The sequence below is a fragment of the Cytobacillus kochii genome (assembly GCF_044790165.1).
GTDB lineage: Bacteria > Bacillota > Bacilli > Bacillales > Cytobacillaceae > Cytobacillus > Cytobacillus kochii.
In genome coordinates, this window is the sequence record NZ_CP085254.1 from 573,656 (window position 1) to 588,304 (window position 14,649).

Annotated in this window: 14 protein-coding genes; 13 read left to right on the plus strand and 1 reads right to left on the minus strand. The window is 40.3% G+C overall.

The window, feature by feature from the left end:
• The first annotated feature begins 3 nt into the window (after positions 1-3).
• From purC to purD, 9 genes are all read left to right on the plus strand, one after another.
• Positions 4-723 (plus strand): phosphoribosylaminoimidazolesuccinocarboxamide synthase, encoded by a 720-nt coding sequence (gene purC, locus LG276_RS03145; protein WP_251163304.1) that lies wholly within the window; start codon positions 4-6, stop codon positions 721-723.
• Positions 716-970 (plus strand): phosphoribosylformylglycinamidine synthase subunit PurS, encoded by a 255-nt coding sequence (purS, locus tag LG276_RS03150; RefSeq protein WP_095370721.1) that lies wholly within the window; start codon positions 716-718, stop codon positions 968-970. The genes purC and purS overlap by 8 nt, the downstream gene beginning before the upstream one ends.
• The gene (purQ, locus tag LG276_RS03155) at positions 967-1,653 is read left to right on the plus strand and encodes a phosphoribosylformylglycinamidine synthase subunit PurQ (RefSeq protein WP_191816441.1); all 687 of its coding nucleotides are present in this window, start codon (positions 967-969) and stop codon (positions 1,651-1,653) included. Before purS ends, purQ begins: the two co-directional genes overlap by 4 nt.
• On the plus strand, positions 1,637-3,853 hold the full coding sequence (gene purL, locus LG276_RS03160) for a phosphoribosylformylglycinamidine synthase subunit PurL (RefSeq protein ID WP_251163303.1): 2,217 nt from the start codon (positions 1,637-1,639) through the stop codon (positions 3,851-3,853). Before purQ ends, purL begins: the two co-directional genes overlap by 17 nt.
• Entirely contained in the window at positions 3,838-5,250 is a 1,413-nt protein-coding gene (purF, locus tag LG276_RS03165) for an amidophosphoribosyltransferase (protein ID WP_251163302.1), read from the plus strand. Before purL ends, purF begins: the two co-directional genes overlap by 16 nt.
• A 129-nt stretch (positions 5,251-5,379) precedes the next feature.
• Complete coding sequence (purM, locus tag LG276_RS03170; protein WP_224939037.1) at positions 5,380-6,405, plus strand: phosphoribosylformylglycinamidine cyclo-ligase; 1,026 nt, start codon at positions 5,380-5,382, stop codon at positions 6,403-6,405.
• Between the two features lie 16 nt (positions 6,406-6,421).
• Positions 6,422-6,994 carry a phosphoribosylglycinamide formyltransferase gene (gene purN / locus LG276_RS03175; protein ID WP_224939036.1) on the plus strand — a complete coding sequence of 191 codons (573 nt, stop codon included), beginning with the start codon at positions 6,422-6,424 and terminating at the stop codon, positions 6,992-6,994.
• Between the two features lie 31 nt (positions 6,995-7,025).
• Entirely contained in the window at positions 7,026-8,561 is a 1,536-nt protein-coding gene (gene purH, locus LG276_RS03180) for a bifunctional phosphoribosylaminoimidazolecarboxamide formyltransferase/IMP cyclohydrolase (RefSeq protein WP_404293403.1), read from the plus strand.
• 18 nt (positions 8,562-8,579) lie between these two features.
• On the plus strand, positions 8,580-9,857 hold the full coding sequence (gene purD, locus LG276_RS03185) for a phosphoribosylamine--glycine ligase (protein WP_404293406.1): 1,278 nt from the start codon (positions 8,580-8,582) through the stop codon (positions 9,855-9,857).
• 47 nt (positions 9,858-9,904) lie between these two features.
• Here purD and LG276_RS03190 read toward each other — a convergent pair whose 3' ends face one another.
• Entirely contained in the window at positions 9,905-10,198 is a 294-nt protein-coding gene (locus LG276_RS03190) for a DUF2892 domain-containing protein (protein WP_224939033.1), read from the minus strand.
• A 160-nt stretch (positions 10,199-10,358) separates the two neighbouring features.
• Here LG276_RS03190 and LG276_RS03195 point away from each other — a divergent pair, with 160 nt between their 5' ends.
• The 4 genes from LG276_RS03195 to LG276_RS03210 all read left to right on the plus strand — a co-directional run bounded on the left by LG276_RS03195 (position 10,359) and on the right by LG276_RS03210 (position 14,477).
• A complete protein-coding gene (locus LG276_RS03195; RefSeq protein WP_404293408.1) occupies positions 10,359-12,101 on the plus strand; it encodes an adenine deaminase C-terminal domain-containing protein in 1,743 nt (580 codons plus the stop codon).
• A 41-nt stretch (positions 12,102-12,142) separates the two neighbouring features.
• Positions 12,143-13,192: a DUF3048 domain-containing protein gene (locus LG276_RS03200; protein WP_404293410.1), complete on the plus strand. Its 1,050-nt coding sequence runs from the start codon at positions 12,143-12,145 to the stop codon at positions 13,190-13,192.
• A gap of 23 nt (positions 13,193-13,215) precedes the next feature.
• Positions 13,216-13,524, plus strand: coding sequence for a YerC/YecD family TrpR-related protein (locus LG276_RS03205; protein ID WP_095370712.1), 309 nt, complete (start codon positions 13,216-13,218; stop codon positions 13,522-13,524).
• A 551-nt stretch (positions 13,525-14,075) separates the two neighbouring features.
• Positions 14,076-14,477: a hypothetical protein gene (locus LG276_RS03210; RefSeq protein WP_404293412.1), complete on the plus strand. Its 402-nt coding sequence runs from the start codon at positions 14,076-14,078 to the stop codon at positions 14,475-14,477.
• Positions 14,478-14,649: the final 172 nt, after the last annotated feature.

Below are 14,649 nucleotides of genomic sequence, written 5' to 3' on the forward strand. Positions count from 1 at the left end.
GTCATGCAAAAAGGTTCACTTGTTTATGAAGGAAAAGCAAAAAGGGTTTACAACACAGATGATGCATCTATCGTTTGGCTAGAATACAAAGATGCTGCTACTGCTTTTAATGGAGAGAAGAAAGCAAGTATTGACGGTAAGGGCCGTTTAAATAATGAGATTACTAGCTTGCTATTTTCAAAACTAAAGGAGCTTGGTATTGATTCTCATTTTGTGAAGCAAATATCTCCGAATGAGCAACTTGTAAAGAAAGTGGACATCATTCCATTAGAAACTGTTGTGAGAAATACTTCAGCAGGCAGCTTTGCAAAAAGGCTTGGCGTGGAAGAAGGAAAACCATTAACAAGACCAATTGTCGAATTTTATTATAAGGACGATGATTTAGGTGATCCATTATTAACAGAGGACCATATAGAAATCATGGATTTAGCAACAGAAGAAGAAGTCGCTATTTTAAAAGAAAAAGCATTGAAAGTAAATGAAGTATTATCACAATTTTTTAAAGAGTTGGGCATCCGCCTCGTCGATTTTAAATTGGAATTCGGAAAGGATGCATCAGGTGCTATTCTGTTAGCAGATGAAATTTCACCTGATACATGCCGCTTTTGGGATTTAAAAACGAATGAAAAGCTCGACAAAGATGTTTTTCGTCGCGACCTTGGCAATTTAACAGATGCTTATGAAAATATTTTATCCAGACTGGGAGGAAAACTTCATGTATAAAGTAAAGGTGTTCGTCACATTAAGAGAGAGCGTATTAGATCCACAAGGAAATGCTGTTAAGCACTCCTTGCATTCCATGAATTACAACGAAGTGTCAGATGTGCGCATCGGAAAATACTTGGAGCTTTCGATTGAAAAGTCAGAGCGTCCTGTTGAAGAAGTAGTAAAAGAAATGTGTGAAAGATTACTTGCAAATGTCGTGATTGAAGATTATCGTTTTGAAATCGAGGAGGCTGTTGCTCAGTGAAGTTTGCTGTGATTGTTTTTCCAGGGTCGAACTGTGATATTGACATGTATCATGCAGTAAAAGATGAGCTGGGCTGTGATGTGGAATATGTTTGGCACGATGAAAAAAGCTTAGATGGTTTTGATGGCATTCTATTACCGGGAGGATTTTCATACGGCGATTATTTGCGAAGCGGTGCCATTGCGCGTTTTAGTCACGTGATGAAGGAAGTGATTAAAGCGGCTGAGGCAGGGAAACCGGTATTAGGCGTCTGCAACGGTTTTCAAATTTTACTAGAAGCAGGCTTACTGCCAGGGGCGATGAGAAGAAATGAAAGCTTAAAATTCATTTGTCGTCCAGTTCAATTAAAAGTCGAGAACAATCAAACAATGTTCTCGCAAGGATATGAACAAGATGAAGTGATTACCATACCAGTAGCGCATGGTGAAGGAAACTACTATTGTGATGAAGTGACACTTGCTAGTTTAAAAGAAAACAATCAAATTGTTTTCACTTACCATGATGTTAACCCGAATGGTAGCTTAAGTAATATTGCTGGTATTACGAATAAAGCGGGCAATGTGCTTGGCATGATGCCCCACCCTGAGAGAGCGGTAGATGAGCTAATAGGTGGCGCTGATGGGTTAAAACTTTTTCAATCAATTGTGAAACAATGGAGGGAATCACATGTCGTTAATGCTTGAACCAAGTCCAGAACAACTAAAAGAACAACAAGTATATAAGGAAATGGGTTTGTCAGATGACGAATTTGCAATGGTTGAAAAGATTTTAGGTCGCCTACCAAACTATACTGAAATCGGACTTTTCTCTGTTATGTGGTCAGAACATTGTAGCTACAAAAACTCTAAGCCTGTATTAAGTAAGTTCCCTACAAAAGGCGAGCATGTGTTACAAGGTCCAGGAGAAGGTGCCGGAATTGTTGATATAGGAGATGAACAGGCTGTTGTATTCAAGATTGAAAGCCATAATCACCCATCTGCGATTGAACCTTATCAGGGGGCAGCAACGGGTGTGGGTGGTATTATCCGCGATGTATTCTCGATGGGCGCAAGACCTGTTGCACTCCTCAACTCTTTACGCTTTGGAGAATTGGATACTCCTCGTGTTCGCTACCTTTTTGAAGAAGTAGTAGCGGGGATTGCTGGATATGGTAATTGCATCGGCATTCCAACAGTCGGTGGAGAAGTGCAATTTGACGCTTCCTATGAAGGGAATCCACTTGTTAATGCGATGTGTGTCGGCTTAATTGATCATAAAGATATTAAAAAAGGGCAAGCGCATGGGGTAGGTAACACAGTCATGTATGTGGGTGCCAAAACTGGGCGTGATGGCATTCACGGTGCTACTTTTGCTTCTGAAGAATTAACGGATCAATCAGAGGAGAATCGTCCGGCTGTTCAAGTAGGTGATCCATTTATGGAGAAGCTGCTATTAGAAGCATGCCTTGAGCTTGTAAAATCTGACGCATTAGTAGGGATTCAAGATATGGGCGCGGCAGGATTAACGAGTTCATCTGCAGAGATGGCAAGTAAAGCTGGTTCAGGGATCGAAATGAACCTAGACTTAGTGCCACAGCGCGAAACAGGAATGACTGCTTATGAAATGATGTTATCGGAGTCACAAGAAAGAATGTTAATTGTTGTGACGAAAGGAAGAGAGCAAGAAATTGTTGACCTTTTCTCCAAATATGATTTAGAAGCCGTGGCAATCGGCCGTGTGACAGATGATAAACAACTACGTTTGATTCATAAAGGCGAAGTAGTGGCAGATGTACCAACAGATGCACTAGCAGAAGAAGCACCTGTATACCATAAGCCTTCCAAAGAACCAGCTTATTACCGTGAATTCCAGGCGATGGAAAATGATATTCCCGCAGTTGATGATCATAAAGAAACGCTACTGTCTTTATTACAACAACCAACGATCGCTAGTAAAGAGTGGGTTTATGACCAATATGATTATATGGTAAGAACCAACACAGTCGTAGCTCCGGGATCTGATGCGGCAGTTATCCGTATCCGTGGAACGAAAAAAGGACTAGCGATGACTACGGATTGTAATTCACGCTATATGTATTTAGATCCTGAAGTAGGCGGAAAAATAGCTGTAGCGGAAGCAGCACGTAATATCGTTTGTTCTGGTGGCGCGCCGTTAGCAATTACGGATAACTTAAACTTCGGTAATCCGGAAAAGCCTGAAATCTTCTGGCAAATTCAAAAATCTGCTGATGGCATCAGTGAAGCTTGTCGTACATTAAATACGCCGGTCATAGGTGGTAATGTTTCATTATATAACGAAACAAACGGCACAGCGATTTATCCTACGCCAGTTATCGGGATGGTTGGTCTAGTGGAGAATATTGAGCATGTGACAACACAAGACTTCAAACAAGCAGGCGACCTGATTTATTTATTAGGTGATACGAGAGCGGAATTTGGTGGCAGTGAGCTACAGAAGCTAAGCTACAAAAAAATCTTCGGGCAAGCACCAGCAATCGATTTAACAGTAGAAGCAGCCAATCAAGAAAAAGTCTTAACAGCTATTCACCAAGGGTTACTATCATCTGCACATGATCTTGCAGAAGGTGGGTTAGCAGTGGCAGTAGCTGAAAGCTTATTTGCGAATCAATTAGGTGCAAAACTTGAGTTAACTGGGGAAGCGACAACACAATTGTTCAGTGAATCTCAATCTAGATTCCTTCTAAGTGTGAAGAAGGAGAACAAAGAAGCATTTGAACAATTAACAAATGCTACACTCATTGGTGAAGTAACAAATGAGCAAGCACTTGAAATTACTGTGAACGACGAACTTGTGATCAAAGAGCAAACAGAAGTGCTAAATAAAGCGTGGAAGGGAGCTATACCAGCATGCTTGCAGAAATAAAAGGTTTAAATGAGGAATGTGGCGTCTTTGGTATTTGGGGTCATCCGGAAGCAGCACAAATTACTTATTACGGATTGCATAGCCTACAGCATCGTGGTCAAGAAGGTACAGGTATTGTTGTAACAGATGGAGATAAGTTGAAGGGTGTAAAAGGAGAGGGCCTCGTCACAGAGGTTTTCTCTCAAGATGCTATTCAAGAACTAAAAGGAACTTCAGCAATTGGTCATGTTAGATACGCTACTGCAGGTGGCGGGGGCTATGAGAATGTTCAACCACTTTTATTCCAATCACAAAATGGCGGTCTAGCTCTATGTCACAATGGAAATTTAACGAATGCTACAGCCCTTAAATATCAATTAGAAGCACAGGGAAGTATTTTTCAAACGAGTTCAGATACCGAGGTATTAGCTCATTTAATTAAACGAGGCGGTGTATCTTCTCATAAAGAGCGTGTGAAGAATGCCTTGTCCATGGTAAAAGGCGCTTATGCTTTCTTAATTATGACTGAAAATGAAATGATGGTTGCGGTTGATCCGAATGGTCTCCGCCCTCTATCTCTAGGCAAAATTGGGGATGCTTACGTAATTGCTTCCGAAACATGTGCTTTCGATATTGTCGGAGCTGAGTTTGTTCGTGATGTATTACCTGGAGAGTTATTAGTCATTGATGATAATGGGTTCCGTTCTGAAATGTTCGCAATGGCTTCAAATATATCTATGTGTGCGATGGAATATGTGTATTTCTCCCGACCAGATAGCAATATTAATGGCATCAATGTCCATACAGCGCGAAAAAATTTAGGGAAGCATCTTGCTGTCGAAGTTCCGATTGAGGCAGATGTCGTAACTGGTGTACCTGATTCAAGTATTTCCGTAGCCATTGGTTATGCTGAAGCAACAGGGATTCCTTATGAGATGGGTCTCATTAAGAATAAGTATGTTGGTCGGACATTTATCCAACCATCACAGTCATTGCGGGAACAAGGAGTGAAGATGAAACTATCACCTGTTAGAGGTGTTGTTGAAGGGAAACGAGTTGTCATGGTGGATGACTCCATTGTACGTGGAACAACGAGCCGCCGTATTGTGACGATGTTAAAGGAAGCAGGTGCGACTGAAGTACATGTAATCATCAGCTCGCCACCGATCAAAAACCCATGCTTCTATGGCATTGATACTTCAACAAAAGAAGAATTGATTGCTTCTGATCGTTCTGTAGAAGAGATTCGCGAAATTATTGGTGCTGATACCCTTACTTTTTTAAGTCCAAAAGGGATGATCGATGCCATTGGAAGAGAAGAAGAAGGCGAGACAAGAGGTCTTTGCTTAGCTTGCTTCACAGGGAAGTATCCAACGGAGATTTATCCAAGCACACTACATCCGTACGAAAAAGTATAAATAATAAAGTAGCAACATGGTTTGCTACTTTTATTCTTAGAAATTAAACAATACGTTTTGGTGCGAATACTTGGCGTATGATGCTAGATTGAAAGAATACCTGTTAATAAATTGGTGAGGTGGATAGGAATGGCGAATGCTTATAAACAAGCTGGCGTAGATATTGAAGCGGGTTACGAAGCAGTGAACCGTATGAAGAAGCATGTGGAGAAAACGATGAGACCTGGTGTAATCGGTGGTCTTGGCGGTTTTGGAGGCATGTTTGATTTGTCATCACTTGGCTTAAAAGAACCTGTGCTTGTATCAGGGACAGATGGTGTCGGAACAAAGCTGATGCTAGCTTTTATGATGAATCAGCATGACACAATTGGGATTGATGCCGTTGCTATGTGTGTCAATGATATCGTTGTTCAAGGTGCAGAACCTCTTTACTTCTTAGATTATATTGCTTGTGGGAAGGCTGAGCCAGAAAAGATAGAAGCCATTGTCAAAGGAATAGCTGACGGTTGTGAGCAAGCAGGTTGTGCGCTTGTTGGTGGAGAAACAGCGGAAATGCCTGGAATGTACAGTGAAGAAGAGTATGATTTAGCGGGATTTTCTGTCGGTGCATGTGAAAAGAGTGATTTAATCGATGGTTCAAATATTCAAGAGGGTGATGTTTTAATCGGCCTTGCATCGAACGGAATCCATAGCAATGGTTATTCTCTCGTACGGAAAATATTTTTAGAGGATGCAAAACTCTCATTGCAAGAGTTTAGAGAAGAACTAGGGAGCACGTTAGGTGAAGAACTCCTAAAACCAACGCGAATCTATGTGAAATCAGTTTTATCGGCATTAAAGCAATTTGATGTAAAAGGCTTCGCTCATATTACGGGTGGCGGATTTATCGAGAATATCCCAAGAGTGTTACCTCAAGGCTTAGGAGCTGAATTAATCGAGGGTAGTTGGGAGATTCAGCCGATTTTTAAGCTGATGGAAGAAGTAGGTAAGCTTGCGCGTAAGGATATGTACAATATATTTAATATGGGCATCGGAATGGTGGCAATTGTTCCTGTTAAGGATGCTGAAAAAGTAGTCAATCACTTTAATCAAATTGGTGAAAAAGCAAGTGTGATTGGTAAAGTTACACAGCAAGAGGGGATTTCAATCCTTTAATTAGACGGAGGTTATCATGAAAAATATCGCCATTTTTGCATCTGGCAGTGGAACAAATTTTCAAGCGATTGTTGATGCCTTTAAAAACGATGAATTGCAGGTAGACATTAAACTACTGATAAGTGATAAGCCAGAGTCTTACTGTATTCAACGTGCTGTAAATGAAGGGATTCCAACCTTTGCTTTTCGTGCGAAAGAGTTTACGAGTAAAACAGCATATGAAGAACAAATATTAGTAGAATTAGAGAATGCAAACATAGATTTTATTGTTCTTGCAGGTTATATGCGTCTTATTGGGGATGTTCTTTTACGTGAATATGGCGGGAGAATTGTTAATATCCATCCTTCTTATTTACCAGCATTCCCTGGTAAAGATGCTATTGGACAAGCGCTTTCTGCAGAAGTGAAACAAACAGGTGTAACCATTCATTATGTAGACGAAGGGATGGATACGGGTCCGATTATTGATCAAAGAAAGGTAGCCATCCTACCAGGTGATACGAAAGAAGCATTGCAGAATCGCATTCATGAAGTAGAGCATCAATTTTATCCAGAAGTATTACAAAAGCTTTTAAACGAAAACGCCTAAGAGGAACATCTTACAGGGAGGAAAATGAACGATGAAAAAACGTGCGCTTATTAGTGTATCAGATAAAAATGGTGTAGCAGCATTTGCGAAAGAACTTCACGAATTAGGATTTGAAATTGTTTCAACAGGTGGAACAAAAAAAGCAATTGCTGAAGCTGGGGTTCCGGTAATCGGTGTAAGTGATGTTACAGGATTTCCTGAAATTTTAGAAGGAAGAGTAAAAACATTAAATCCGCTTATCCATGGTGGATTACTAGCTAAGTTCGATGATTCATCTCATCAAGCACAGTTAGAAAAACATCAGATTCATCCGATTCAAGTGGTATGTGTGAATCTCTATCCTTTCCAACAAACCATTGCTAAGCCAGATGTGACAGTGGAAGATGCAATTGAAAATATTGATATCGGTGGTCCTGCGATGTTACGTGCCTCTGCTAAAAACCACGCACATGTGACAGTTGTTGTTGATCCAATTGATTACGAAACAGTCATTACACAATTAAAAGAAAATGACATTGTAGATGCTGCAACCAAACGCAAGCTAGCAGCAAAAGTATTCCGTCATACAGCTGCTTACGATGCAATGATAGCTGAATATATGACAGAATTAGCAGAAGAAGAGCAGCCAGAAAAGTTGACAGTTACGTATGAATTAAAACAAGCATTACGTTATGGAGAAAACCCTCATCAAAAAGCTTCCTTTTATCGCAAACCTTTAGGGTCGGTCTTTTCGATTGCTAACGCTACACAACTACATGGAAAAGAGCTGTCTTACAATAATATTAATGATGCTGATGCAGCGTTACAAATTGTTAAAGAGTTTGACGGACCGGCTGCTGTTGCAGTAAAACATATGAACCCATGTGGTGTCGGAAATGGCACAGATATTTATGATGCTTTCTCTAAAGCTTTTGCAGCTGATCCTGTGTCTATTTTTGGGGGGATTATTGCCCTTAACCGTGAAGTAAATGCACAAACAGCAACGAAACTTCATGAAATCTTTCTAGAAATCATTATAGCGCCTTCTTTTACAGCGGAAGCACTTGAGATTTTACAAGGGAAGAAGAATTTAAGACTATTAACTATTCCTTTTGAAGGAAACAAAAAGACTGAAAAACGTCTAACTTCTATTGAAGGCGGTTTATTAGCGCAAGATTACGATACTTATGGTCTTGAAGAAGCGAATATTACTGTTGCGACAACAAGAGAACCAACGGAGGAAGAGTGGCAATCACTCAAACTTGGCTGGAAAGTAGTCAAGCATGTGAAGTCGAATGCGATTGTTGTCAATAATAGCGACCAAACATTAGGTATTGGTGCAGGTCAAATGAATCGTGTCGGCTCTGCAAAAATTGCGATCGAGCAAGCAGGGAAAGCAGTTGAAGGAGCAACTATGGCATCCGATGCCTTTTTCCCAATGAATGATACAGTTGAAGCAGCAGCTAAAGCTGGTATTACCGCTATTATTCAACCCGGTGGTTCGATTAAAGATCAGGAATCGATTGAAAAAGCAAATGAGTATGGCCTGGCAATGGTATTCACTGGTGTGAGACATTTCAAACATTAAACTGGGGGAGAACATGAAATGAACGTATTGGTAATCGGTAGAGGCGGACGTGAGCATGCCATCAGTAGAAAGTTAAGTGAAAGCAGCCAAGTGGAAACAGTGTTTGTTGCACCGGGAAATCCAGGAATGGAAGATGTAGCGACGATCATTGATATTTCCGAGAAAGAACAAGAAGAGCTGATTGCTTTTGCGCTCGATAATCATGTTGAATTAACAGTTATTGGACCTGAAGTTCCTTTACTTGAAGGTTTGGCTGATAAGATGGAGGGAGCTGGACTTACTGTTTTTGGACCAAAAAGTCGAGCGGCTGAAGTTGAAGGAAGTAAATCCTTTGCAAAAGAGCTCATGAAGAAATATGCCATTCCAACAGGAAGCTATGAAGTGTTTGATCAGTATGAGGCTGCAAGTGCTTATGTGAAAGAACAAGGAGCACCAATTGTTATTAAAGCGGATGGATTAGCTGCCGGAAAAGGCGTTGTTGTTGCGATGACAGAAGGTGAAGCATTAGCAGCGTTAGCGGATATGTTAGTTGGAGAAAAATTTGGTGAAGCTTCTGCTACAGTCGTTATTGAGGAATTTTTAGCTGGTGAAGAATTTTCATTAATGGCTTTTGTTAATGGAGAGACAGTTATTCCCTTAGAAATTGCTCAAGACCATAAACGCGCTTTCGATGGAGATAAAGGACCAAACACAGGAGGAATGGGTGCTTATTCACCTGTTCCCCACATCAGCAAGGAGACGGTTGAAACAGCGATTGCAACGATTTTAATTCCAGCTGCAGAAGCATTAGTTAAAGAGGATCGCAGTTTTTGTGGCGTTCTCTATGCGGGACTTATCGCGACAGAACAAGGGCCAAAGGTAATTGAATTCAATGCCCGCTTTGGTGATCCGGAAACGCAAGTTATCTTACCTAGAATGAAGTCAGACTTAGCCCATGTCATGTTAGAAGTAATTGCTGGACATAAGCCTGTGATTGAATGGCATGAGGAGGCAATGCTTGGAGTTGTGGTCGCAGCCAATGGTTATCCGGATGCATATGAGAGTGGTGCCGAACTAATAGGAATCGAAAAAGTAGCAGAAGAAGCATTTGTCTTTCATGCAGGAACGGCGAAAAATGCCAAAGGTACATTCACAACAAATGGCGGCCGAGTCTTACTTGTTGGTAGCAAAGCAATGGACTTAGTACACGCACAAAAGCAAGTGTATGATGCGCTAACGTATTTAACAACAGAAGAAGTCTTTTACCGCAGGGATATTGGCTTTAAGGCGATAGCACATTCGACTATAGAAAAATAGATAGGGAAAATGAAAATGCCCCCCAAAAAAATAAGGGGGCATATTTTTCATTCAAAATCAGTATCCTTTAATAACTTTTGCTCTTTTAAAAAATCCATAGGTGGTTTAAACTGGTGGTCAGAATCTTTTATACTCTCTTTCCCTTTTTCAAATAAGGCAATGATAGGACAATAGCGGACAATACCTTCTGCGACCTTCATTGCACCAAGTGAAATAAGAATGAGAAAGCGATCACTCCAAGGTTTTTTAACGAGCTTTGTGGCACTCCAAGCAACAATGGTTAATCCACAAGTAATACGGATTAATGCCTGAATGATACCAATATTGGGTTTAACATTCATAAAAGGACCTCCTTCACAAAAAATTAACAAATATTTGTTATTCTTTACTGCGTTAAAAAGCTATATATGTTATGATAATAGGCAACATGAATGCTGCTTCATTATCGTAAACGAAAAATAAAAATAGATAATTGTAGTTACCATAAAAGGAGGAAACAGAGTGCTAGAACAGCGATACCGTTGGAAAAACAAACATCTACGTGAACATGTATCTGTTCTAGATGGGCGTATTGCGCCAACGATGTTACTGAAAAATGCTCGTTACTTAAATCAAGCAATTAAAAAATGGGTACATGCGAATATCTGGATTCTCGGTGATCGTATTGTTTATGTCGGTGAAAAGCTTCCTGACAAGTTAGAAGGCTGTGAAATTGTTGATTGTAATGGAATGACACTTGTTCCAGGATATATTGAACCACATGCACATCCATTTCAGTTATATAATCCCCTTTCCTTTGCTCGTTATGCAGCGCAATTTGGCACGACCACTTTGATTAATGATAATATGGTGCTAGCATTACAATTAGAGAAAAAGAAAGCGTTTTCATTTTTGAAGGAAATGAGAAATATCCCTTCAACGATGTACTGGTGGTGCCGATTTGATGCGCAAACGGAAATACAAAATGAAGAGACAACATTTTCGCATGGTAATATTAAATCTTGGTTAGAGCATGATGCAGTATTACAAGGTGGGGAGTTAACTGGCTGGCCGAAGTTACTCGATGGTGATGATTTGATGCTCCATTGGATGCAAGAAGCGAAAAGAATGAGAAAACAAATCGAAGGTCATTTTCCTGGGGCGTCAGAAAAGACTTTAGCAAAGTTAATGCTGCTCGGTGCTGATTGCGACCATGAAGCGATTAACGGACAAGAGATTATGAATCGTTTGATGCAAGGATATACTGTATCGTTACGCTATTCATCAATTCGACCTGATTTACCGCAGTTATTGGATGAAATGCATGAATTGGGCATTGATCATTATGAATCATTTATTTTTACAACAGATGGCTCTTCTTCATCCTTTTCCGATCAAGGGATTATTGATCAGATGATCCGAATTGCCCTTGAGAAAGGGGTGCCGACAATAGATGCGTATAATATGGGTACAAATAACGTAGCTAAGTATTATAACATCCAACATCTGCATGGAAATATCGCTACAGGTAGAGTGGCTAATATCAATTTCCTTGAGAATGAAAGTAACCCAACGCCTGTTAGTGTGTTAGCAAAAGGTAAGTGGATAAGGAAAGATGGTGAAAATACACCATTTGAAGATAATATGGCATGGGAAGAGTTTGGATTTGAACCGCTAGAAATGAACTGGGAGCTTACTTCTCATGATATGCAATTTTCGATGCCGTTCGGTATTAAAATGGAGAGCGCAGTTATCACAAAGCCTTACTCATTAGCCATTGATATTTCCGGCGATGAGCTAAGTAAGGAGCATGACGAGTGTTTCTTCATGTTAATTGACCGTAAAGGCAAGTGGCGTGTGAATACGGTGATTAAAGGGTTTGCTAAGGAGTTAGACGGTTTAGCAAGTTCTTATTCTAATACCGGTGATATTATCTTAATCGGGAAAAGCAAGAAAGACATGATGAATGCTTTTAATCACATGAAAGAAATAGGTGGGGGAATTGTTATTTCTGAGCAAGGGAACATTGTTACAGAAATCCCACTTAAATTAAAGGGCATCATGTCGAATAAAAGAGTGGAAGATTTGATTGAGGAAGAAAGAACCTTATTAGCCTATTTGCGAGAAAGAGGTTATCGTTTTGCCGATCCAATTTATACATTATTATTTTTTTCCTCCACTCATCTCCCTTATATCAGGGTTACACAGCGAGGAATGTATGATGTCATGAATAAAACTGTACTCTTTCCAACTATGATGCGTTAAAATGTAAAAGAGGGTAATCATATAGTGATAAGGGGTGCATCATGCTGAACAAATGGGTGACTACGTCTCTCGTAGCAATACTTTTGGTGACAGGATGCAGCAAGAATGAAACAGTTGAGGATCCAGCAAACGAAGAGTTAAATGGTATGGATAATCAAGGTGAAGAAAGTGTGGATTCGCCTGAAGAAAAGATAGTTTATCCTCTCACAGGCATAGCTCAAGAGGGAAATGGGAATCAGCGTGCTATAGCAGTTATGATTAACAATCATCCGAAAGCAAGACCACAATCAGGATTGACTCAAGCGGATATTGTTTATGAATTACTGGCTGAAGGTGAAGTCACGCGATTCCTTGCTATTTTTCAAAGTGAACAACCGGATAGAGTTGGGCCAGTACGCAGTGCCAGAGAATATTATATTGAACTGGCGAAAGGGTTTAATAGTCTTTATATTGCTCATGGAAATAGTCCAGAGGCAAAGAAGATGCTTGCTGATGAATATGTGGATCATTTGAATGGCTTATATTATGATGGCACACTTTTTGAACGTGTGCGTGATCGCCAGGCACCGCATAATTCATATATTTCTTTTGCACATATTGAACAAGGGGCTAAGGAAAAGAATTATGAGCTGGACGGGGCACCAGCTGCTTTTGCTCATTTAACTGACGAAGAAGCGGATAAACTGAGTGGCTCTGTGGCCGAGGAGATTGCAGTAAGTTATGGAAAAGATGAACGTTTTGATGTCACATATGATTATGATGAAACAACGAAAGCATACAAAAGATCTTCAGATGGTGAATGGACAACAGACTATGACACAGGTGACCCTGTGTTATTAAGCAATATTTTAATCATAGAAGCGAAGCATACAGTGATAGATGGAGAAGGCCGACGTGACATTGATTTGACTTCAGGGGGTAAAGGTTATCTTATTCAAAGAGGTATGATGTCTGAAGTGAACTGGGTGAATAAAGAAGGAAGAATTTATCCAGTAATCGATGGAAAAGAGCAACCACTTGCTCCGGGGAAAACATGGGTGAATGTCATTCCACAAGAGCCAGGAATCAATCAGTCGGTAACAATTAACTAAAAAATGAAAAAGGGGTAAATATTATGCAAATTAATAAACTACGAGGACAAGAATTAGATCAATTATTTCAGGCGGTATTATCACTAAATGATTTAGACGAATGTTATCGATTTTTTGATGACTTATGTACTGTGAACGAGATCCAATCATTAGCGCAAAGACTAGAAGTAGCTCGTATGCTTAGAGAAGGAAAAACTTATCATAAGATTGAAACAGAAACAGGTGCAAGTACTGCAACAATCTCGCGTGTGAAACGTTGCTTAAACTACGGAAACGATGCCTACGAAATGGCATTAGAAAGAATTAAAGAAGAAGAAACAACAGAAAAATAATAGAACCCACAGCGATAGAAGCGACCGAACCGAGGGAATCAGCACCCACGGTTTTTTTGTTTTGGAAAGGAAATCAGGTACTAGTAGAAAAAGCGATTGGAATAGGGGGGAAGCGCGTCAAAAACTGGTCACCATGAGGAAATTTGGTTGGAATAGGTGAGGAGCGAGTCAAAAACTGGACTTCATGAGGAAATTTGATTGGATTAAGGGAGAAGCGAGTCAGAAACCTGGATCCAAGGGGGAATTTGGTTGGAATAGGAGAGAAACGTGTCAGAAACTTGGTCCTAAGAGGAAATCTGGTTGGATTAGGAGAGAAACGCGTCAGAAACTGGACACCATGAGGAAATCTGGTTGGATTAGAGGAGAAGCGAGTCAGAAACTGGACTTCATGAGGAAATTTGATTGGATTAAGGGGGAAGCGAGTCAGAAACCTGGATCCAAGGGGAAATTTGGTTGGAATAGGTGAGAAACGCGTCAGAAACTGGACACCATGAGGAAATTTGGTTGGAATAGGTGAGGAGCGAGTCAAAAACTGGACTTCATGAGGAAATTTGATTGGATTAGAGGAGAAGCGCGGCAGAAACCGGATACCAAGAGGAAATTTGATTGGATTAAGGGAGAAGCGCGTCAAAAACCTGGATCCAAGGGGGAATTTAGTTGGAATAGGAGAGAAACGCGTCAGAAACTGGACACCAAGAGGAAATTTGATTGGAATAGGTGAGAAGCGAGTCAGAAACTGGACACCAAGAGGAAATTTGATTGGATTAAGGGAGAAGCGAGTCAGAAACCTGGATCCAAGGGGAAATTTGGTTGGAATAGGAGAGAAACGCGTCAGAAACTTGGACCCAAGAGGAAATTTGGTTGGAATAGGAGAGAAACGCGTCAGAAACTTGGATCCAACAGGAAATTTGATTGGAATAGGAGAGAAACGCGTCAGAAGCTGGACTCCATGATCAAATCTGATTGGATTAGAAGAGAAACGCGTCAGAAAACAGATCCCAAAAGAAAATCTAATCAGCCAAAACAGAAATCGCATCGGAATCGAATGAATCATTTACATGGTGAATCGCATTGTCTGCAATGATGTTAATTTAGCCAAATAAATCCATTCTTACTTCATTAGCT